Source organism: Streptomyces sp. NBC_00306 (assembly GCF_036169555.1).
Lineage (GTDB): Bacteria > Actinomycetota > Actinomycetes > Streptomycetales > Streptomycetaceae > Streptomyces > Streptomyces achmelvichensis.
The window spans coordinates 7592568-7613525 of sequence record NZ_CP108032.1 but is presented as its reverse complement, the minus strand read 5'-3'; the positions used below and the strand labels follow the sequence as shown (position 1 = coordinate 7613525).

Genomic DNA, 20958 nt, shown 5'->3' with positions numbered 1-20958 from the left:
TGGTCGGGTCGGAGGGCGGTCACTTCAGAGGGATCGTCACATCGTCCTCCACCGGCGGGTCGAGTTCGGCTTCCCGGTTCCCGGTCGCGGAGAAGCAGCGCAGACGAACCGATTCCGGGGTGACGTCCAGTCGTAGGAAGCACTTGAAGAACGGAGGGCTGTACGTCGCCGAGCCGGGCGAGAACAGCTGCGTGTAGGTCTTGCGGACCGGGAGGCGCAGCCACGAGGCGCGCTGGGGGCGGCTGCCGGCACCCAGCAGGGACGCCACGACGCGGGTGCGGAGGGTCACGCGTGCCGGGGGTCCGGCGGCCCGGGTCGGGCGGATGCCGAGGCGATGGGCGACGACGGCGGCGGCCTGCGCCTCGCTGAGCTCGAAGAAGCGGCGCATGTGCAGCCTGCGGCCGTAGAGCCTGCTGTAGAAGGCGAGCGAGTCGCCGCGCAACGGGTAGCAGCGGAAGTCGTCCTCGGTGACCTGGGCGACGGAGACCCGTGGAATGGTGTGCGTGGCGTGCATGAACGCGCCCCCGCCGCCGGCCACCACGTACTGGATGGTGCGGCCGTCCACGTTCACCGGGTAGCGCTGGTAGTTGTGTATGTCGCCGCCGATCGCGGCGACATAGTGGTGCGCGGGGTTCCGCACGATGTCGTCGACCGTGCCGCCGCCCTCGATCGGACACGGCTCGTGCTCGGCGTCCACATAGAGCGGCGAGCCCGTCACCAGGATCTTGGGGGTGTCGCCCCGCGAGACCTCACGCAGCCAGCGGCCCTGCTCGGCGTCGATCCCGCCCAGCAGGCCGGTGTCTATCCCTATGACGCGCACGGGGCCGGCGTCGACGGCCCAGTACGGGCCCGGCTGTACGGCCCGTTGGGCCGGCGCCGAGCGCAACTGCCGCGCCTCGGCGAGACGTTGCTCGTCGGGTGTCCGCGGTTTCCGCCACAGCAGGGAGCGCAGCCACGCCCGGCTGAGCGGCCGCGCCCGCGGGACGGCGTCCTGCGGCAGGGCCGGGGCGTCGCAGAACACCCGCATGAAGCCGTTGATGTCGTCGTACCAGTCGTGGTTGCCGGGCACGGCGTAGATGGGCGCCGGATAGTCCTTGTAGGGGCGGAAGAACTTCGTGCCGTACTCGTCGGCGTTGCCGACCGGGTAGACGACATCGCTGGCCAGCACGGCGAAGCGCGTTCCCCGGCTCGCCGCCAGGAAGCCGGGGACCACCGCGTACTGCGGGTCGTCTCCCTCACCGGTGTCGGCGATGAGCATGAACGAGAAGTGCTCGGGGTCGTCACGCCGGATCACCAGGTCGGCGGGGGCGCCATCGGCCGCCATCCGCTCCACCCAGCGCTGCCGGTGGTCGTTGGTGGGGTCGCCGAACCACGAGGCCAGGACGCCGTTCCGGGCCGGCCACAGCGTCCTCGGATTGAGCCAGGACAGCTTTTCGACGTGCTGCGGCATCAACTCCTTGTACGAGCCGCGTTCCTTGGTACCCCAGCCGGCACCGTCGGCCGAATCGCGCGAAGAGTCAGGCATCGGCGAACCGTAACAACGATCGCCACTGCGGCGGGAGGGATCAGCAGCGGCGCACGTGCACGGACCCGGAGGGCTCCGCGAGCCCGGACGGCAGCCCGGACCGGCAAGGGGTCGGCAGGCCGCGTCGACGGGCCCGTTCGGGTGGAACGGCGACGCATCCCGCCACTGCGGAACCCGGGCGGCACTGATCACGTTGTGCCAGTAGGTACCACTGATCCTCAGGAGGCAGACATGGCCGGGTTCCTCGACCGAGCCAAGGAGCAGGCGCAGTCCGCGCTGCAGCAGGGCAAGCAGAAGGTCGACGATGTGCAGCAGCAGAAGGCCGGCGGTGACCTGCTGAAGAAGCTCGGCGCCGCGTACTACGCGGAGCGCCGTGGCAGCGGCAGCCCGCAGGCCACCCAGGACGCGCTCACCGCGCTCGAGGCCTATGTGAACACCCACGGAGACTCTTTCCTGCGTCACTGACCCGCCCTGGCCACGGCATCCCGACGCCCCGCACCGTTTCGCACGGCGCGCGGGTGTCGGATCCGGTGGCCCTGCCCGGCGAGTCCGCCCGACCCGCGCCGAGGGGGATCGCTTGACCTGCGCAGAGACCACGTACACAGAGATCAACGGGGCGCCTGCCGTCGACTCCGCACTCGCGGCGCCCGCGCTGACCGGTCCCGGTCACTTCACCGCCATGCAGGTGCGTGGCGGTCGAGTTCGGGGCCTGGCGCTCCATCTCGGCCGTCTGGACGCGGCGACCCGGGAGTACCTCGGCCGGGCAGGCCTGGACGGCGAGCGGGTGCGGGCGGAGATCCGGCAGGCGCTCGCCGCCTCGGGGCGGGAAGACGCGTCCGTGCGGGTCCACGTCCACTGGCCGGACGGCGACAGCCGGGCGACGCTGAGGGTCACCGTGCGGGGGCCCCAGGTCGCGGCGACCGGGCCGTTGCGCCTCGTCTCCGTGCCGTACGTCCGCCACACTCCGCGGATCAAGCATCTCGACGGAGCAGTGCAGAACCGAGCCCTCGACGAGGCCGAGGCCAGGGGCGCCGACGAAGCGCTGCTCACCACCCCCGAGGGCCTGGTCACCGAGGGCGCCATCACCAACATCGCCTTCTGGGACGGCGAGCACGTCGTCTGGCCCGACGCTCCTTGTCTGCGGGGGATGACGATGGCGCTGCTGGAGCCGCGGCTGCCGTCGGTCCGCCGACCTGTCACCCTCGGCGATCTGCCCCGCTACCGCGCCGCGTTCGTCACCAACTCCCACGGCATCAGTCCGGTGGGCCGGATCGACGACGTCGAGTTCCCCGTCGCCCGTGAGTTCATGGCCGGCGTCACGGCGGCGTACGAAGCCGTGCCCTGGGACACCGTCTGACCTCCTGGGTCACACCTCGGCCGGGGTGAGTATATGGGGCGCGTTCGGCTGAGTATCCGAGCCGATACCGGCCGGCTTCCGAGCTGGTCGAATAGCGGCCATGACACCTGACGCGGCCCGCCGCCCCCGCCTCCAGCACGTCTCCGTCACCGGGGCCGCCCTCGTCGGCGTCCTGTTGCCGCTGGCCGCCGGCGTCCTGCTGGCACGGACCATGGGCGCCGATCCGCTGACGCCCGTGAACGCGTTCATCACCCACGGCGGACAGCGGGCGAACGGTCTGCCCGGGCAGTTGCGCCGCTGCGGGCGGTACGCGCTGCGGCGCGGTCGGCCCGTGGCACGTCTGCGGCGAGTACCTCAGCTGTAGCCGTGCGCCCGGGCGCGGAAGTTCATCGTCTGCTCGAGCTGCTGCTGGGCCTGCTCGGCCGTTCTGCGTGCTTCGGCCGGGACGTCCCCTCGCTCGTCGACGAGCTCTGCGTAGATGGGGGCGTCTGATCGGTCCGCGGTGCTCACGGTCGTGAGGTCCTTCCTTCGAACGGCTTCCCGCTCCCCGCCGGCGGCCGGAAGCGGGAACCGAGTCTACGGTCTACCCTGCGGCGATGACCGTCCACCCCCTCCCGTGGGCGCGGGGGCCGGGACGCAGGGTGGTGTGCGGGCGGGGTCAGCGGACGTCGCCCGTCCAGTCCCAGCGCCGTGGGTCACCGGCCCGTGGGCCGTACGCCGCACGGCCGCCGGGCCCGAAGGAACCGAGCTCGGTGGGCAGCGCGGCCCCCTCCGCCAGCTGTGCCGCGGGCCAGTCGGTGACATCCAGCAGCAGCCCGTCCAGCGGCCCCCCGACCAGCTCGCGATAGACGTGCCCGGGCCGCGGGCCCGGATCGGGATCGTCATGGTCAGCGCCGTACACCCGGCCACGCATCAACTCGTCCATGTCTCACACCATCGCAGGCACCACTGACATCGCGGCCGGGTCAGGCGGGCGGTCGCCGCCTTGCGGCTCGTCCGGCGCGGGCTCGTCCGGCGCGGGCTCGTCGGCTCAAGGTCTCCGTGGGCAGACACAGCCAGTGGAGGGAGTCGGCTGTTCACGACGAAGTAGTGGACGCTCACCCGTCCCATGGGCTTGTCGACGAGGGCGGGTGCGTCGTCTCGGTGGACGTGTCGCAGGTAGCGGCGATGGATCGGTGCACCGGCGACGAGCAGAACCGGTGCAGCGACGATGATCGCCATGGGGACGAAGGCCCTGGCCAGGGTGACGTTGAGCGTCTGATCGACTCGCACGGCTCAGTGTGGACGTCATCGCTGCCGGGTGTCATCGGTGTGTGCAGGGCTGTCGCGATCCTCCTCACTCCTCGCGGCGGGCCGGTCCCGCCACCTCGATGGTCAGGAAGCGCGGCACCGGCAGACCGGCGGCCCGGAACTCCTGCGCCACCGCGGTACGGACGGGTGTCAGCCGGTCCTGCGGCAGCAGCACGAGCGTGCTCCGTCCGGGACCCCTACCCGGTCGCCAGGCGGCCAGGGCTCCGGTCCGCCGGGCGCACTCCTGCGCCCGGCGGACGTCGTCCGCGCCGAGGCCCTCGCCGCGGGTCACCAGCAACATCAGCCTGGCCCCCTGTGCGGGAGGATCGAAGTCGATCCGGCGTCTGCGGCCGCCTTCGAGCACCAGCGCCCGGCCGGGGCGGCCGAACAGGACGGCCTCGCGCAGCGCCGCGTCGCCGTCCGGGGACGCGGACCTCGCCAGGGACGCGAGGCGCCCTCGGGGCGGGCGCGTTCCGGCGCCGGTGGTGTGCAGTTCGGCGATCGCGAGCGCCACCGCGCACTCCAGCGGCTCGGTGCTCGAGAGCCCTGTCGCCGGCGTCAGCGTGGAGTGGATGTGCAGATCGGCGCCACCCCGGCCGTATCCGGCACGGGCCATGGTGCGCAGCAGCGCGTAGCTGCGGGCCGCCCACTCGGGATGCGACGTCGAGGGCCCGCTGAGCCGGAACTCGCAGCTCTGCGCCGGGTGGGCCAGCGAACTCAGCCGCACCAGGCCGTCGTCGCGTGGTGCCGCGGCCGCCGCCACCGGCCAGCCCGCGGCGGCGACGGTGTGGCGCGCCGCGAGGTGGAAGGCGTGCGGGGCGCTCCACACCGTGGCCGGCGGACGGCCGTGGGCGGATTCGAGGGCGAAGGCCACCAGGCGGAAGAGCGGGTCGGCGGTGTGGCGGCGTGCGATGTCCGGCACGCCCGGCACGATTCTCGTCCCCGCTCCGCCGCCCGTGCGGCTCCCGGTGTCCGTCACCCCGCCTCCGGTGTCTTGCGGGCCAGCAGCCGGTATGCGTTGCCGCCCTCCGTACGCCGGGCGACCGCCGCACGCGCGGCGTCGAGACCGGCCGCGACGACGAAGCACGGCAGCGCCGCGGTGTGCACGGCCGTGCGGACGACACGCCGTGTGCGGGTCGCTCTGCCCTCGCCCCACGGGGCGTACGGATGAGGCGCGAGCCGGTTCGCCGTCAGCAGGACGGCCCCGACGAAGTCGCAGGACTGGTGCGCCGTGCCGTGTTCCTCCGCCAGCACCGTGAATCCGCGGCTCTCCAGTGCCTTGCGGAGGTTGCCGATCGGGATGAGGTGCTGGTGCTGGGGCTGGAACCACGGCAGCCAGTGCGGGCCGAGCACCCGGGAGAGCCGGGACTCGGGGTCCGGGAGCTCGATGATCAGATGGCCGCCGGGAGGCAGGACGGCCGCTGCCGCGTCGAGTTCGGCGAGCGGTTCCCGGGTGTGTTCGAGGTAGTGGAACATGCTGACGGTGTCGTAGCGGTCGACGAGGCCGGTGGCGAGTTCGGGGAACTGGCCCTGATGGGCGGCGGCGACCCAGCCCCGTACCTCCGCCTCACGCACCGCGGGGCTCATGTCCAGGCCGTCGAAACGGGTTCCGGGCCAGACGTCGCGTGCGCTGTCGCAGAAGTGGCCGTGGCCGGTGCCCACGTCGAGCCATGCGGCGGGCGTTCCGAACGGCTGGAGCATCGCGGCGCGCGCCCGGTAGGAACGGCCCATCGTGCCGAACACCTGGGCCGCGCCCGACACTCCGAGGCCCTCGTAGAAGTCGCGGTAGTAGAAGTCGAGTCCGTCCAGGGAGAGTCGGGGATTCTGGAAGACGTGTCCGCAGTCGCCGCACTGTTCCAGGGTGAAGCGGCCCGGTTTGCCCTGGAGGAGGTCGGGGACGCGGATGCGGACCGAGAGCTCCTTCGAGCCGCACCAGGGGCAGTCGGGGCGCCGGGGCTCGAAGAACCGGTCGGTGCCCGCCTTGAGCTCGGCGGCGTAGACGGGGCGCAGCGCCTCCAGTTCGGCGGTGGCCGCACCGGATCCGGAGCGCTCGTCGGCGGCCGTACGGATCGCGGAGGCCAAGGACTTGAAGGGGCGCGCCGCGGTCGCGAGGAGGAGGTCGGCCGGGCGCAGCGGTCGCTGCGGCCCACCGAGGACCAGGGCCGGCTGGAGCCAGTACATGGCGGCTGCCGCTGCTCCCCATCCGCCGTCCGCGACGGCGGCGCGCGTCAGCAGCCCGAGACCGGCCAGCTGGGCGACGGTCAGCAGGCCGGTGGGCAGCCCCTGTGCGCGCAGCTCCGCTCCCCGGCGGGAGGGATCGGGCGGCGGGACGGTCAGGCCGGGCGCGATGGCGACTCCGGTGCCGGCGGGGGCGTACTCCTTCAGACGCCCCAGCAGGGTGTGCAGTTCGGCGGGTTCACGGGCGGCGCCGGTGCCGTCGTCGATCCCCGACTGACGCAGGACGTCCTCGGCGACGAGGAGAGCGTGTCCCGCTCCACGGCCGTCGGCGGTGCGGTCGTAGCGCGCGGCGCTGCGGTCGAGGAGGCGGAGCAGGCTCAGGGCCCGTTCCGTGTCGAGCCTGCCGGGTATCAGGTCGACCACCTGGAGGCCGGCCCGTTCGGCGTGGGCGATCGCGGCGCGCAGGGTCGCCGCGTCGACGTCGACCCCGCGGGCTGTGATCAGATGCCATTCACCGGACGGGGCCGTGCCGTTCGCAGGGGCGAGCGGGTCCAGTACGGGCAGGGTGCGCAGTCTTCGGCGGGCGCGCACGGTGCCCGCTGTCAGCCCGGCCAGGGCGACGACGGCGGCCCACGGAATGTCGGTCGGGGACGGTGTCATAGGAGTTTCTCCAACCGGTCGGCCGCGGCCGCGGCACCGCCCGCGGCGGCGAACGATGCCTGGATACGGCGGGCTGCCCCGCGGTGGGCGGGGTTGTCGAGTACGGCGGCGATGGCGTCGTGGAGCTCGGCCGCGCGGGGCCGGCCGAAACGGACCCGCAGGCCCGCGCCGGCGGTGGTGACCTGCTCGGCGACGATCGGCTGGTCGTCCCGGATCGGGGCGACGACGAGTGGCAGTCCGTACGCGAGGGATTCGCACACGGTGTTGTGGCCGCCGTGGGACACCACGGCGTCGAGGTGCGGCAGCAAGGGCAGTTGGGGTACGCGTTCCTGGTGCAGGACGTGATCGGGAACCTCGCCGACGGCGTCGGGCGGAGCCGCGAGGATCAACTGCGCCCGGTCGGCGAGCTGTTCGGCGGCCTGGAGGACGGCGGCGTAGAAGCGGCCGCCCGCCTCGCCGTTCAGGGTGCCGAGCGACACCAGGACCCGGCGTCTCAGGGGGTCGAGCCGCTGCCACGGGAAGGCGGAGCCGTCGGAGGGACGAGGGCTCAACGCGGGGCCGACGAAGGCGAAGTGCCCGGGGTGGGACGCGTGCTCACCGACCAGTTCGAGGGTGGAGAAGACGAGGACCAGACGGTCGGAGAAGCGGGGGTCCCAGCCGGGGTCCGACCCGCAGTCCGCGAGCAGCCCTGCCAGCTGATCCATCACCCAGTCGGCCACCTTGGGGAAGCCCGCGAAGGGCCGGGTGAACTCGGCCGATGTCGTCGCCGATGTCGCCCAGGGCAGTCCCCGCCGCTCGGCGACCACCGCTCCGGCGAGTGCCTGCTGGTCGACGACCAGGACATCGGGAGCGTAGGAGTCGACCGCCGCCTCGACGCCGGGAATCATGGCGTGGGCGAGCGGGATGAGCGCTTCCGACCACAGGAAGCGGAGCGCGGCGACTCCCCGCAGATCGCGCCAGTGTGTGTGCAGCGCGCCGTAGCCGCGGGGGCCGGGACGGTCGCCGGACGGGAAGAGCCGCGCGTCCGCCGGCAGCAGCCGGGGCAGGACTTCGGCCGGTCCGGTCCAGGCGACCCGGTGCCCGCGCGCGGCGAGTTCGGCGGCGACGGCGACCGTCGGGTTGATGTGCCCGGCCAGCGGCGGGACGACGAAGAGGACCTTCATACGACCACCGCGCCGGCGTGTCGCGTCTCTCGGAGGCCGGCCGCTTCGGCGAGTCGGCCGAGCACGGCGTGCCGCAGGTCGTCGGTGCCTCCTTGAAGGACGTCGTGACCGAGGCCCGGCAGGATGCGCAGCGTGCAGTCGGAGGCGTGGTGGACCAATTCCCGTGCGCCGGGGACAAGTTCGGAGTGTTCGCCGCAGACGGCGAGGACCGGGCAGTGCACTCGGGCGAAATCGTCGGGGGTGAAGGGCCGGCTCGCGGCGATGTCGTCGATCATGCTGGTGCGGTTGAGGAGTTCGTCGGCGGTGGCGGTCAGCCGGGCGGCCTTGCGCGCGCCGATGGAGGAGAGTTCCTGCGGGACCTGGCTCCCTTCCAGGGCGAGGGCCGCGACGGACAGCGTGTCGAGCATGTTCTCGATCCAGGGTCCGGTCAGCGGGGCCTCCACCAGGACGAGTCCGGCGACGAGGTCGGGGCGTGCGAGTGCGGTGTGCAGCGCGATCGTGCCGCCGTAGCTGTTGCCGATGAGGTGGACGGGACACTCGTCGAGGCCGAGGGCGGTGAGCACCGCGGTCAGGTCCTGCACGGCGGTGGCGATGTCGTAGCCGGTGGGCGGGCGTTCGGAGCGGCCGTGGCCGCGCAGGTCGTACAGGACGATGTCGTGGCCGGCCTGGGCGGCGGGGACCGCGAGGGTGGCGTAGAAGCTGGAGAGGTTGTCCACGACCAGGCCGTGGAGGAACACGGCGGTCGCGCCGGTGCGATCGCCGGGCGGCCGGTGGACGTGGAAGCGCAGGGAGTTGGCGTGGACGAGGGGCATGCCGGCTCAGACGACCGGGGCCGGTGTCGTGGGGAGCCTGCCCGCGATGTGGGCCACCAGATCGCCGACCGTCATCGCCAGGATCTCCTCCATGTCCTTCTCGGCCAGGAAGGCCATGAGATCCACGGCCGTGCCGTAGCGCTGCTGAAGCAGCTCGGCGAAGGCGACGAACTCGATGCTCTCCAGGGCCAGATCCTCGTTGAACGTGGTGTCCGCGGTGACCTCCTCCTCCAGCAGGAAGTCGTCGCCCACGGTCTCGACGAGCATGGCGGTGATCTCGGCGAGTATGCGTTCGGCGGTGGTGTCAGATGCCATGGCCGGCCTCCGTGGGGGTGGGGGTGACTCGATGGGTGGGGGTGGGCGCCGGGACCGTCCAGGCGACGACGAACGTCTCGGGGGTGCGGTCCGGCTCGGCTGGTCCGAGGACGGTGGTGGTCCGGATGCTGTGGCCGTTGCCCTCGGGGGAGCTCACGAGCAGTCCGGCGGGTCCCTCCGCGACGGTCCACTGCCGGGGGCGGCCGCCGAGGCCGCTGCCCTCCGCCTTCGCCGCGGCCTCCTTGGCGCACCAGAGCACGGTGGTCGCCTGCGCCTGACCGATTCCCTCCCGCGCCGCGAGGTCCTCGGCGAGCCGCCGCTCGTCGGCGGTGAGCGCGATCCGGGTCAGGGCGTCCGGGTCGTCCGTGACGGCTTCGATGTCGATACCGACGGAGCTGCCCGTGTGGACGCGGGCGACCGCCATCCGGTCCTTGTGCGCGAGGGAGAGTCGCAGACCGGCGGCGAGGGGGCCCTCGGGGACGGGGCGGCCGAGCGAGTCGTTGCCTATGGGGATCTCCACGGGGAAGAGGGGCCCCGCGCCGGTGTCCCACAGGGCCTGCCGTACCGCGTCCTTGGCGGCGATCCGCCCGAGCAGCCAGGCCGAACGGGCGCGCGGAGGACGTCCCTCGTACGCGGCGCGCTCGTCGGCTCCCAGGTAGCGGCGCATGACCAGTTCCTGCGACGCGGGGTCGCTCCAGCGGCGTCTGGCCAGACACCAGCCGCCGGGCTGCGGCTCGCCGATGCCGCAGATCTCCGGGGTGAACTTCATCGGCCACACCCGCTCGTCGGCCGCGAAGCGACGGTACGTCCAGCCCTCGAGGCGGGCCCAGACCGTGCCGTCACCGGCGGTGAGTTCCACATCCCCGCGTACGGAGTCCGGTCGTACGGCTCGGATCCGCGCCGTGGCACCGAGCAGTGCACCCTCGCGGGGTGCGGGACCGTACAGGTGGATCCGCTCCAGCGAGGCCGGGAAGACGAGGCGGTCCTCGGGAAGCCGCAACTGCATCCAGTGCCCCAGGAGCTGCCCCGCGGCATCGAGCAGCGCGCCGGGCGCGGGCAGGGCCCGCAGCACGCCGCGGATGCCGTCCTCGGCGACGGCGTCCACGCGGCGGACCCCTGCGAAGGCGGGCCCGTGGAACATCCACCGGTCGCGGTAGAGGGCCTCGGCGCTGACGGGAGGCGGTCCTTCACCGATCAGCGGCGAGCGATCGGGGGCCGGTGCGGAGGAGTGGCGGCCGGCCAGGACGACGGTGACGGTCGCGCTGCCGGCGATCTCCACGCGTACGCGTACGCCGTCCGCCCCCAAGGGCTCCACGGAGGGTGTCGCGGTGATGTCGGCGTCCACGGGCGGGGCGACGGGCAGCCAGCGCAGGGCGCGTACGTCCTCGAAGCCGGTCACCGGCCGACCCGGCACGGCCTCGCGAGCGGCGTCGGCGGCCAACTCCAGCAGCGTGGTCATGGGGACGACGGGGAACCGGTCGGCAGGCTCGGGCCAGTCGTCCGGCTGAAGGTAGACGCAGTGGTCGCGGACGTACGGCATCGTCTCCAGGGAGAGCTGCCGCCGGGTCCGGCGGGCGGGAGACGGGACCGCGGCCGTCGGTCGGGCCGTGGGAGCAGTGGCCGCGCGGGCTTCGGGGCGGGAGGGTGCGGCTTCCTGGGGAGCCAGGGAGCGCGCGGCCACTTCCCGGGCCGGGGAACGTGCGGGTCCGGCTGCCTCGCGGGCCAGGGAACGTGCGGGTGCGGCCGCTTCGCGCGTCAGGGAAGGTGCGGGTGCTGCCGTCGAGCGCCAGGCGTCGGCCACACTCCGTACGGCGTTCTCCGTCTCGTCGAGCACCGCGTCCAGGGCCGACAGCAGTACCGGGCGCTCGACGGCGCTCCTCACCCGGCCGGTGCCGAGGGTGAGCCGAGGCGTCTTTCCGTCGAGGCGTACGAGGGGCGAACCCAGGTCGAGCCGCAGTCCGCCCGGCTCGCCGGCAGCCGGGCGCGGCGGTGCGTCCGAGGCCATGGATGGCGGCACCCGCGCGGGGCGGGGCGAGGACGGGCGGCCCTCCAGCAGTCGTTCCCAGTGCGGCTGCAGACCCTCCGTCCACAACGCCGCCGCCAGGCTGCGCAGTTGGGCAACTCCCTCACCCGGGACGGCGCCCGCGGGGACGACCAGATGGCTCTGGCCGTGGAGTGTGTCCCCCACAAAACCGGGGAGGCTGCCCGGGCCCAGCTGGACGAAGCCCCGCACCCCCTCGGCGTACAGCCGTGTCGTCAACTCCCGGAAGCGCACCGGCTCCAGGAGGTGTCGCAGCACCACGTCGCGGATCTCGTGGTCGGCATCCGGGTACGGCGAGACGGTCGTCGCCGACCAGACCGGTACGGTCGGCGGGCGTAGTGGCAGTCTGCCGAACGCGGCGCGCACCTGGTCGAGATACGGCGCCCACATCGGTGTGTGGAAGCCCGACCGGAAGGGCAGCTCCTGCGCGAGAACCCCCTGGTCGGCCAGTCTGGCCATTGCCGCCGCCACCGGCCCGGGTTCCCCGCACAGCACCGACTGGTGCGGGCAGTTGTCATGACTGACCGCGATGCGGTCGAGTCCGCGCAGCGCCTCGGTGGCCTGTCGCGCCCCGCAGCCGAGCGCCGCGTAGACAAGGTCGGGCACGTCGAGATCTCCCGGCCTGAGGGAGTCGATGAAGGTGTCGACCGCCTGCTGCGGATACATCCCCGCGGCCACCATGGCGGTCCACTCCCCCAGGCTGTGTCCCGCCAACAGGTCGGGCTGGATGCCGAGTTCGGGCAGAACGCGGGAGAAGAACCGGCCGGTGGCGATGGCGTCGACGGCCCGTTCCACCAGTGTGCCGCCGCCGGTCAGGGTGGGCCTCGGCAGCCGGAGCAGATCCGCGACGTCGTCCACGTCGGGTACGAGGTCCGGCTCCAGGCCGGGGAAGACGAACGCCAGCCGGGCGTCGTCGGACGCGAGCAGCGGGTCCGGCGTGAACCACACGCCGCCCCGGCCGCGCCACGGCCGTCCCCTGGCGACGACCGAGGCGGCCAGGGCCAGGCGCTTCGGGGTGGGCCCGAGGACAGCGAGCCGGCAGGGTCCGCCGCGGGACTCCGCCGCCGGATCGACCGCCGGATCCGGGTGGCGCGCGAGGGAGGCGGCCAGCTCCTCCGGGCCTGTGGCCGAGAGCAGGAGCACATCCTCGCCGGCCCGGGCGGTCCCGGTGACCATGGCGGCCCCGGTGGCCCCCGCGAACGGGACGGGCGACTGCGCCACGGCACGGGAAACCGCCGCCCCCGCACCCGCGGGCCGCGGCCCCACGGCGCCCGACAACCTCACCCCCGGGGCTTCTTCCACCACCACATGTGCGTTGATTCCGCCGAAGCCGAACGCGTTCACACCCGCCCGACGCGGTGCCCGGCCACGCTCCCACGGCTCTGCCGCCGTGACCGGGCGCATCCGCGTCCGGGCGAACCCTTCGTGCGGATCGTCCACATGGAGGGTCGGCGGCAGGGTCCCGTCGTGCACGGCGAGTACGGCCTTGATCAGACCCGCCATCCCGGACGCCTGCATGGTGTGCCCGAGCATCGACTTCACGGAGCCCATCGCGACGGATTCACCGCCCGCCTCCCGCGACCCGAACACCCGCGCCAGAGTGATGAGTTCGGCCTCGTCTCCCACCGGGGTCCCGGTGCCGTGGGCTTCGAGCAGGCCGAGTGCGTCGGGGGCGGTCGGGTCCAGGCCGCTCTGCTTCCAGGCAAGTTCGAGTGCGCGTACCTGTCCGTCCACGAGAGGGCTCATCAGGCTCGCCGCTCGTCCGTCGCCCGCGACACCGGCACCCCGGACGACGGCGTAGACACGGTCACCCTCCCGTTCGGCGTCGGCGAGCCGCTTCAGCAGGACCACTCCGGTGCCCTCGGACAGCAGGGTGCCGTCGGCGCGGCGGTCGAAGGGGCGGATGCGCTGGCTGGGGCTCAGCGCCCGCAACTGGGTGAAGACGCTCCACAAGGTGGCGATGTGGCAGTGGTGCACGGCCCCCGCCACGACCAGATCGCAGCTCCCGGCCGCCAGCAGCCCGGCCGCCTGCTCGACCGCGAGCAGGGAGGAGGCGCATGCGGCGTCGAGGGTGTAGGCGGGGCCGCGGAAGTCGAGGCGGTTGGCGGTCCGCGCGGCCGTGAAGCTGGGGACGAGGCCGATCGACGCCTCGGGCCGCTCAGGGCCGAGGCCGGCCTGGAAGGCATCGCGGACCGCGGTGATCCGGTCCTCCCCCAGTTCCGGGGCCAGTTCGCGCAGGGTCGTCGCCAACTGGTGTGCGGTACGGACCCGTTGGTCGAGGCGGGCGGTGGCGACCCCCATGAAGCCGCCGCGGCCGAGGATCACACCGATCCGGGAGCGGTCGTCGGGCAGCGCCTCCTCTCCCCCGGCGTCGGCGACGGCTTCGGCGATCACGCGCAGCGCGAGCAGCTGGTCGGGCTCCGCTCCCGCCACGGCCGCGGGCATGATGCCGTAGCGGGTCGGATCGAAGGCCGTCAGCTCGTCGATGAAGCCGCCGCGCCGGCAGTAGAAGCGGTCGCTGCGCGCCGGCCCTTCGCTGCCGTGCGGGTCGTAGTACACCTCCGGGTCCCAGCGCCCGGGAGGTACCTCGGTGATGGCGTCGGTGCCCGCGTAGAGATTGCGGCGGTACGCGGCCAGGTCGCCCGCGCCGGGAAAGACCGCGCCCATCCCGACGATCGCGGCGTCGGTGGGCCGGGGGCCGCGGCCCGGGTCGGTCACGGCCGCCCTCCGAACCCGTTGCCGGGCTGCTCGGCCAGCAGCACGACCTGGCCCGTGGTCCCGTGTGCCAGCTCGGCCAGGAACGCGTCCGTACCGCCGTCGGGGTCGATCAGCGGGATTCCCCGGCTCGCGTACATCCGTTCCAGCTCGGGAGTCACCATGCCGCCGGCCTCGGCGGCCCAGGGGCCCCAGTCGACGGCGAGGACCCGTCCGGGGAAGCGGCGCGACCAGGCCGGGGTGGTGGCGAGTGTGTCCAGGGCGTCGTTGGCGGCCGCGTAGTCCGCCTGGCCGCGGTTGCCGAAGACGCCGGCGACGCTGCCGAAGAGGACGAGGAACTCGGGTGCGGGGGCGTCCCCGTGGCCGGCCGCGGCGTCGGCGAGGTGACGTGCGCCGTCGACCTTGGTGCCGAAGACCCGGGCGAAGGAGGCCGGGTCCTTGTCGCACAGCAGCCTGTCCTCGATGGTCCCGGCTCCGTGCACAATGCCGTCGAGCCGGCCGTGGCGGGCGCGTATGTCACGGACGACCGCGTGCACGGCCTGCGGGTCGGTGACATCCGCCGCGTGGTAGCGCACGGAGGCCGCGACGCGCCTCAGCGCGTCCAGGCCGGCCCGGATCTCCCGGGCGGCGAGGACCCGGGTCGCGGCCGCCTCGATGTCGGCGGGCGTACGCAGTCCCTGGTGGACGAGGGCCGCACGCAGCGCGACCCGGTCAAGGGCGTGGGCGAGTGCCGGATCCTCCACGTCGTCGGGCGGTGGCGTACGGCCGATGAGTTCGATGTGGCAGCCGGTGGCGTCCGCCAGGGCGAGGGCGGTGCGGGCGGTGATCCCGCGGGCCCCGCCGGTGAGCAGGACCACGGAGTCGCGGCTCAGAGGCAGAGGCCGCCGTCCGCCGCCGGGCAGCGGTGCGGGGACGGTACGCAGCACATTGCGGGTGCCGTTGGTGTAGCCGACCGCGACGGGTTCGTCCGGGGAGCACAGTTCGGCGATCAGATGCGAGGCGATCCGTTCGGGACGGTCCTTGGGGTCGATGTCCACGGCCCGGATCTCCGCGCCCGGATACTCGATCGCGGCGGAGCGGGCGAAGCCGTACAGGCCTGCCCCGGGGATGGGGTCCGTGGCCTCGGGCATTCCCCGGGGCGGCATGTCGTCGTCCGCGTCCGCGGGTGGGGCGCCCCTGCCGAACGCTCCTCCGCAGCCGGTGACGAGCAGCAACTGGCGCGTCCCGGCCACCAGGGTGTCCCGCAGGGCGCGGAAGCCTTCCGGCAGGACGGGGGTGGGCGCCGGGCGCAAGGCACTGAGGTCGACGACGCCGTCGCAGCCCGCGGCATCGGCCAGCCGGTCCGAGTGCACGGTGCGCACCTCCGCGCCGTGCTCCTCCAGTGCGGCCGCGAGGGCGACGGCAACACCCAGGCCGTCGTCGACGACGGCGAACTGCCGTCCTGCCAGGGCGTCGGCGGGGTCCCGCGTCGCGGGCGGCTCGACCGAGGCGACTTCGACGAGCAGCCTGGTCAGCGGGACGGGGACGGCTGCGGGGGCAGGCAGCTCGCTGCCGGCCGGACCGGCTGTCGGACCCGGTTCGGCCGTGATCACCGCGCCCTCGGCCACCGTCGTACCGTGACCGGTCGTGGTCGTACCGCGGGCCACGATCCAGTCGACGATGCCGCTGATCGTCTTGATGCGGGCGAGTTCCTCGACCGCCGACTCCTCGGCGCCGCCGGTCCCGGACGGCAGCCCGATCCGGTCGGCCAGCGCCCCGATGATCTCCACACGTTTGATGGAGTCCACCGAGAGGTCGGCCTCCAGATCGAGTGCCGGGTCGAGCATCTCGCGCGGATAGCCGGTCCGGATGTGGATGATCTCCAGTACGGAGTCCAGGAGCTGAGCAGGTGTCAGGGGGCGGTCCTCGTCCACCGCGGGCCTGCCGGTCGCCGACTCCTCCACGATCTCCTGCGGCACGAACTCCCGAGGCACGGCCTCGCGTACCGGGGACGGGGTCTCCCCACCTGCACCCAAGTAGCCGAGCAGGACGTCCCGTTGGGCCGCGACCAGCTCCCGCGCTCCGCGCAGATACTCCAGGACCGCGTCCTCCCGGCGGTCGTCCGCTGCTGCCGGGGCTGATGCCTCCACCCGTCGGGCGGGCTGCAGCCCTCCTGCCACCGGCACACCGTCCGCCGTCCGTACGAGATGCCCGTCCACCAGCCAGCCCGGGCGCTGGGGTGCCTCGGTGGGGAGCACCGCGGCGCGGCCGCGGAACAGCGGTTCCGGATCGACGGGGACACCTGCGGCGGCGAGTTCGGCGAGCGCGGTGACCAGCCGCGTCAGGCCGTGTTCACCGCGGACGTCGAGGGGTACGGCGGTGTGCGGGCGGTCGCCCAGGATGCGGCCCACCAGTCCGCTCAGGACGCGGCCGGGTCCGGCCTCCACGAAGATCCGCACGCCGGACGCGTACATGGCCTCGATCTGGTCGACGAACCGGACGGGCTCGGCGACCTGACGGGCGAGCAGCTCCCGCACGGCGGCGGGTTCGGTGCCGTAGGGGCGGGCGGTCGTGTTGGACCAGACCGGCAGGACGGGGGCGGTCACCGTCGCGTCCGCGAGTTCCGCGGACAGCAGGTCCGCGGCGCCGGCGACGACCTCGCTGTGGAAGGCGCAGGCGACCGGGATACGCTCGGCGGCCACGCCGGCTGCCCGCAGGTCCGCCACCGCGGCCTCCACCGCCGCGGTCGGACCGGAGATGACACTCTGCCGGGGCGCGTTGTGGTTGGCGACGACGCAGCCGGCCGGCGGTCCCGCTATGTCCTGCGGCGCGCAGGGTACGGCGGCCATGGCTCCCGGGTCGTCCCCCGCTGCGGCGAGTATGGCCGCGGCACGCCGGTCGCTGAGCCGCAGCAGGGTCGTGGTGTCGTAGGCACCCGCCGCCCATAGGGCGACCAGTTCGCCGTAGGAGTGGCCGGCCGTGCAGTCCGGGCGTACACCGAGCGAGGTGAGCAGGCGGTGGGCCGCCGCCCCGGCGAGACCGAGCGCCGGCTGTGCCGTCCGGGTGTCGGTGACGGCGGCCCGCTGTGCTTCCCGCTCCTCGGCGGTGAACGCGGCGGGCGGATACATGGCCGCAACACAGCCGGCGTCCGCGTCGTGGAGCACCGAGCGCAGGCGCGGGAAGGCGATGAAGAGGTCGCCCATCATGCCCGGGCGCTGGCTGCCCTGACCGGGGAAGAGGAAGGCCGTCCGGCCGGTCTCGCGTCCCTCGTGCGACACATGGACCCCGTCGCCGGCCGTGAACTCGCGTACGTGGGGCAGCTTTTCGGCCAGGTCGTCGAGGTCTGTCGCGACGACGGCCACCTGGACCGGGCCGTCCTGGGTGGAGACCTCGGCCGCCAGGTCACGCAGCGGCCAGGGCCGCCCGGCCGCGTCGTTCTGTGCCAGGCGGGCGGTGAGACGGTCGACGGCGCGCACCGCGGCCTGCCGGTCGGCTCCACGGAACAGGAAGAGTTCCGCGGGCCAGACGTCGAGGCCGTGCTCGGGCTCCTCGGCCTGCGCGTACCCGGTCAGCACGGCGTGGTAGTTGGTGCCTCCGAAGCCGAAGGCGCTGACGGCGGCCCGCCGGTTGCCGGCGGGCGCGGCCCACGGTCTGGCCTCGGTGTCGAAGAAGAAGGGGCTGGTCCCCGCGGTCCAGTCGGCGTTGGGGCCGGTCAGGTGCAGCGTCGGCGGCCGTACACCGGAGTGCACGGCGCGCACCGCCTTGATGAGGCCGGCGAGGCCGGCCGCGCACTTGGTGTGTCCGAGCTGCGACTTGACCGAGCCCAGTGAGCAGAAGCCGGTCTCCTGCCCGCCGAAGACCTCGGTGAGGACGGACAGTTCCGCGCTGTCACCCACGACCGTGCCCGTGCCGTGCGCCTCCACCAGACCGATGTCGGCGGGCTCGATCCCGGCCCGTGCGTAGGCGCGGTCCAGGGCCCGGCGCTGTCCTTCGGGGCGTGGTGCGGTCAGGCCGAGGGAGCGGCCGTCGCTGGATGCTCCGACGGCCTGGACGACGGCGTAGATGCGGTCACCGTCGCGTTCCGCGTCCGCGAGCCGTTTGAGGACGAGGCAGGCGACGCCTTCACCGAGGGCGATGCCGTCCGCGCTCGCGTCGAAGGGCCGGCACCGGCCGGTGGGCGAGAGGGCCCGTACGGAGGCGAACATCAGGTAGTCGTTGATGCTGTTGTGCACATCGGCGCCCCCGCACAGCACCATGTCGCTGTCCCCGTCGCCGAGTTGCTTGCACGCCAGGTCGAGGGCGGCGAGCGAGGAGGCGCAGGCGGCGTCGATGGTGCAGTTGGCGCCGCCGAGGTCGAGGCGGTTGGCGACGCGCCCTGCGATGACGTTCGCGAGCACTCCGGGGAAGGAGTCCTCGGTCAGCCTGGGCAGTTGGGCGTCCAGGCCCGGCGGCAGGTCGCCGAGGTAGCCGCGGTGCAGGGCTCGGAAGCCGTAGGCACCGGCGAGGTCGGTGCCCGCTTCGGCCCCGAAGACCACGGAGGTGCGGGACCGGTCGAAGTGCCGCCCGGGCGCGTATCCGGCGTCCGCGAGGGCGCGTGCAGCTGTGTCGAGGGCGAGCAGTTGGACCGGCTCGATACTGCCGAGGGAGGCGGGGGCGATGCCGTGCGCGAGGGCGTCGAAGGGCGCGGGGCCCAGGAAGCCGCCCCACCGGGACGGGGTCCGCTCCCCCGCCCGCGCCGGGTCGGGGTCGTGATACGCGGCGGTGTCCCAGCGGTCCGCGGGGACCTCGGTCACCGAATCGGTCCCGGCGACGATGTTGGCCCAGTACCCCGCGAGGTCGTCCGCGCCGGGATACCGGCAGGCCATCCCGACCACGGCGATCTCCAGCGGCGCCCGTTCCTCCGTCTCCGGGACGGCTTCGTCGGCCGCGAGCAGCCGGGCGCGCTCGGCGAGAAGAGCGGTCGCTCCCTCGGTCACCTGGGCGTGGAGGGCCGCGACGGTGGTGACGGACGTGCGCGCGGTGGCGATCTGCCCGAGCATGTAGAGGCCCTCGGCGCGCTGTTCGTCCTCGCCGACCGGCGTGTGCTCCGATCCGGTGCGGCGCAGGCCCTTGCTGGCGATCCGCAGCCGGCCGAGGTTGAGTTTCTCCAGCTCCTCCCAGACCTCGTTCGGACGCGCCCCGTCCGCGCGCAGCCGCTCGGCCGTGGCGGTGAAGGTGTCGGCATACGGGGTGACGGCGCACCGGGTGGCATGTCCCGGAGCCGTACGCAGCAGTGTGGTGGTGTCGCAGTCGAGCGCGGCCTGCTGGAATCCGGGCAGGACGGCACCGGCGGCGACGGCCTCCTCGGTGAAGAGGTAGGCCGTGCCCATCAGGACGCCGACGCGGGCTCCTCGTTCGGCCAGCGGCCCGGCGGCGGCCGCGACCATGGCGGCGGAGCGTTCGTCGTGGATGCCGCCGGCGAACAGGACGTCGAGTTCCTCCGCGTGCGGGAAGGCGAGCAGGCGCTCGATCTGCTCCTCCCAGAGCGGGAAGGCGGCGCGCGGACCGATGTGTCCGCCGCATTCGAGTCCCTCGAAGACGAAGCGCCGGGCGCCCTCGGCGAGGAAGTGCTCCAACAGGCCCGGTGAGGGCACATGCAGATACGTCCTGGTGCCCGCCGCTTCGAGCGGTGCGGCCTGTGCGGGCCGCCCGCCCGCGATGATCGCGTACGGCGGACGTACGGCGGCGACCGCTTCCAACTGTGCCCGGCGCAGCTCGTCCGGGGCGAAGCCGAGCAGACCGACGCCCCACGGACGGCCGGTCAGCCGGCTCGCGGTCTCGGTGAGCAGGGCATGCACGTCCCGGCCATCCATGACGGCCAGGGCCAGAAAGGGCAGGCCGCCCGCTTCGGCCACGGCGGAGGCGAAGGCCGACCGGTCGCTGACCCGGGTCATGGGGCCCTGGACCACGGGCAGCAGGTCGTCGCCGGGGCGCGGCAGCAGGGGACGGGTCCGGGCGGCCGCACCGATGTGGCCGGTGATCGCCGCCCGGACCGCCTGGACGACACTGCCGGTGGTGCGGTGACGCGCGGCGAGGCGGGCGGCTGTCGCCCCCTCCTGGCCGACGGGTAACGGCACGCCGAACAGATCTCCCGCACCGAGCAGCTCGGCGATGCCCCCCTCGGGAAGCGCCAGATCGGGCCGGATGTAGACACGATGGCCCGCGACGACGGCGGTTTCGCTGCCGTCCATGGCACGCATCGCGTCGGCGACCGCGCGGGGCAGTCCGTCCAGTCCCTCGGTGGTCAGGGCGAGTTGGGTGTCGAGGACGACTCCTGCTGCCCCGCCGGCGACGGCGGCTGCCGCGGTGTGGAGGCCGATGCCCCCTGCGGCATGCACGGGGACGGTCAACCGGGGGTCGGCGAGCAGGCGTTGGAGCAGGACGAAGGTGGTGAGTTCGCCGACGCGTCCGCCGCCTTCGTGGCCCCTGGCCACGATGCCGTCGGCTCCCGCGAGGACGGCGTCCGCGGCCTCGGCCGGGCTGACCGCCTCGGCCCACACCCGGCGCCGTCCGCCGTCCGACCACGCGCCGGTGCCACCGCGCCAGTGGGGTTCGGTGAGGAGCACGGTGTCCACGGCGGCGGGCAGGTCGTCCGGGGCGAGCGGGCAGCCGGACGGTATCCGCACGCCGTACCGGCCACTCAGTCCGGCCATGGCGGCGAGCGCCCGGTCGCGGTCCCTGCCGAGATCGAGGATGCCCAGTGCTCCCGCTCGTTCCGCCGCCGCGACCATCCGGGGGCGGGGCTCCTCGAACGGACTGACCACGACGACGAGATCCCGGCGGGAACGCCGGGCAGGCTGAGAGATCACAGGCTCTCCTTGGGTTCCGTGCAGGGCCGGTCGAGGGAGCGGGGCACGACGGCGGTGAGGTGGGGGGTGCGCGGG

At 73.6% G+C, this 20958-nt stretch carries 13 protein-coding genes; 3 read left to right on the top strand and 10 right to left on the bottom strand.

The features are described from left to right. Positions 1-19: 19 nt before the first annotated feature. Entirely contained in the window at positions 20-1525 is a 1506-nt protein-coding gene (locus OHA05_RS33970) for a metallophosphoesterase family protein (RefSeq protein ID WP_328862675.1), read from the bottom strand. A 231-nt stretch (positions 1526-1756) separates the two neighbouring features. Here OHA05_RS33970 and OHA05_RS33965 point away from each other — a divergent pair, with 231 nt between their 5' ends. The 3 genes from OHA05_RS33965 (at position 1757) to OHA05_RS33955 (ending at position 3246) form a co-directional block, all read left to right on the top strand. Further along, positions 1757-1990, top strand: coding sequence for a hypothetical protein (locus OHA05_RS33965; RefSeq protein WP_313942404.1), 234 nt, complete (start codon positions 1757-1759; stop codon positions 1988-1990). A gap of 112 nt (positions 1991-2102) precedes the next feature. Further along, complete coding sequence (locus OHA05_RS33960; protein ID WP_313942405.1) at positions 2103-2882, top strand: aminotransferase class IV; 780 nt, start codon at positions 2103-2105, stop codon at positions 2880-2882. A 100-nt stretch (positions 2883-2982) separates the two neighbouring features. Continuing rightward, entirely contained in the window at positions 2983-3246 is a 264-nt protein-coding gene (locus OHA05_RS33955) for a hypothetical protein (protein WP_313942406.1), read from the top strand. On the opposite strand, the gene OHA05_RS33950 is transcribed toward OHA05_RS33955, so the two are convergent. From OHA05_RS33950 to OHA05_RS33910, 9 genes are all read right to left on the bottom strand, one after another. Continuing rightward, a complete protein-coding gene (locus tag OHA05_RS33950) occupies positions 3237-3392 on the bottom strand; it encodes a hypothetical protein (protein ID WP_313942407.1) in 156 nt (51 codons plus the stop codon). The genes OHA05_RS33955 and OHA05_RS33950 overlap by 10 nt on opposite strands. A 148-nt stretch (positions 3393-3540) precedes the next feature. After that, a complete protein-coding gene (locus OHA05_RS33945; RefSeq protein ID WP_313942408.1) occupies positions 3541-3807 on the bottom strand; it encodes a hypothetical protein in 267 nt (88 codons plus the stop codon). Between the two features lie 411 nt (positions 3808-4218). Then, positions 4219-5094 (bottom strand): galactokinase, encoded by an 876-nt coding sequence (locus OHA05_RS33940; protein ID WP_328862674.1) that lies wholly within the window; start codon positions 5092-5094, stop codon positions 4219-4221. Positions 5095-5147: 53 nt separating this feature from the next. After that, positions 5148-7010: a class I SAM-dependent methyltransferase gene (locus OHA05_RS33935; RefSeq protein WP_328862673.1), complete on the bottom strand. Its 1863-nt coding sequence runs from the start codon at positions 7008-7010 to the stop codon at positions 5148-5150. Further along, complete coding sequence (locus OHA05_RS33930; protein ID WP_328862672.1) at positions 7007-8173, bottom strand: glycosyltransferase; 1167 nt, start codon at positions 8171-8173, stop codon at positions 7007-7009. The genes OHA05_RS33935 and OHA05_RS33930 overlap by 4 nt, the downstream gene beginning before the upstream one ends. Next, the gene (locus OHA05_RS33925; RefSeq protein ID WP_328862671.1) at positions 8170-8985 is read right to left on the bottom strand and encodes an alpha/beta fold hydrolase; all 816 of its coding nucleotides are present in this window, start codon (positions 8983-8985) and stop codon (positions 8170-8172) included. The genes OHA05_RS33930 and OHA05_RS33925 overlap by 4 nt, the downstream gene beginning before the upstream one ends. A gap of 6 nt (positions 8986-8991) precedes the next feature. Continuing rightward, positions 8992-9300 (bottom strand): acyl carrier protein, encoded by a 309-nt coding sequence (locus OHA05_RS33920; RefSeq protein ID WP_328862670.1) that lies wholly within the window; start codon positions 9298-9300, stop codon positions 8992-8994. Continuing rightward, a complete protein-coding gene (locus OHA05_RS33915; protein WP_328862669.1) occupies positions 9290-14059 on the bottom strand; it encodes a polyketide synthase in 4770 nt (1589 codons plus the stop codon). The genes OHA05_RS33920 and OHA05_RS33915 overlap by 11 nt, the downstream gene beginning before the upstream one ends. Then, positions 14056-20883 carry an SDR family NAD(P)-dependent oxidoreductase gene (locus OHA05_RS33910; protein WP_443043809.1) on the bottom strand — a complete coding sequence of 2276 codons (6828 nt, stop codon included), beginning with the start codon at positions 20881-20883 and terminating at the stop codon, positions 14056-14058. Before OHA05_RS33910 ends, OHA05_RS33915 begins: the two co-directional genes overlap by 4 nt. Between the last annotated feature and the right edge of the window lie 75 nt (positions 20884-20958).

Coding starts and splice junctions, on each gene's coding strand:
- OHA05_RS33970 (WP_328862675.1), bottom strand. CDS start 1,525: ATGCCTGACTCTTCGCGCGATTCGGCCGACGGTGCCGGCTGGGGTACC.
- OHA05_RS33945 (WP_313942408.1), bottom strand. CDS start 3,807: ATGGACGAGTTGATGCGTGGCCGGGTGTACGGCGCTGACCATGACGAT.
- OHA05_RS33965 (WP_313942404.1), top strand. CDS start 1,757: ATGGCCGGGTTCCTCGACCGAGCCAAGGAGCAGGCGCAGTCCGCGCTG.
- OHA05_RS33955 (WP_313942406.1), top strand. CDS start 2,983: ATGACACCTGACGCGGCCCGCCGCCCCCGCCTCCAGCACGTCTCCGTC.
- OHA05_RS33925 (WP_328862671.1), bottom strand. CDS start 8,985: ATGCCCCTCGTCCACGCCAACTCCCTGCGCTTCCACGTCCACCGGCCG.
- OHA05_RS33920 (WP_328862670.1), bottom strand. CDS start 9,300: ATGGCATCTGACACCACCGCCGAACGCATACTCGCCGAGATCACCGCC.
- OHA05_RS33930 (WP_328862672.1), bottom strand. CDS start 8,173: ATGAAGGTCCTCTTCGTCGTCCCGCCGCTGGCCGGGCACATCAACCCG.
- OHA05_RS33935 (WP_328862673.1), bottom strand. CDS start 7,010: ATGACACCGTCCCCGACCGACATTCCGTGGGCCGCCGTCGTCGCCCTG.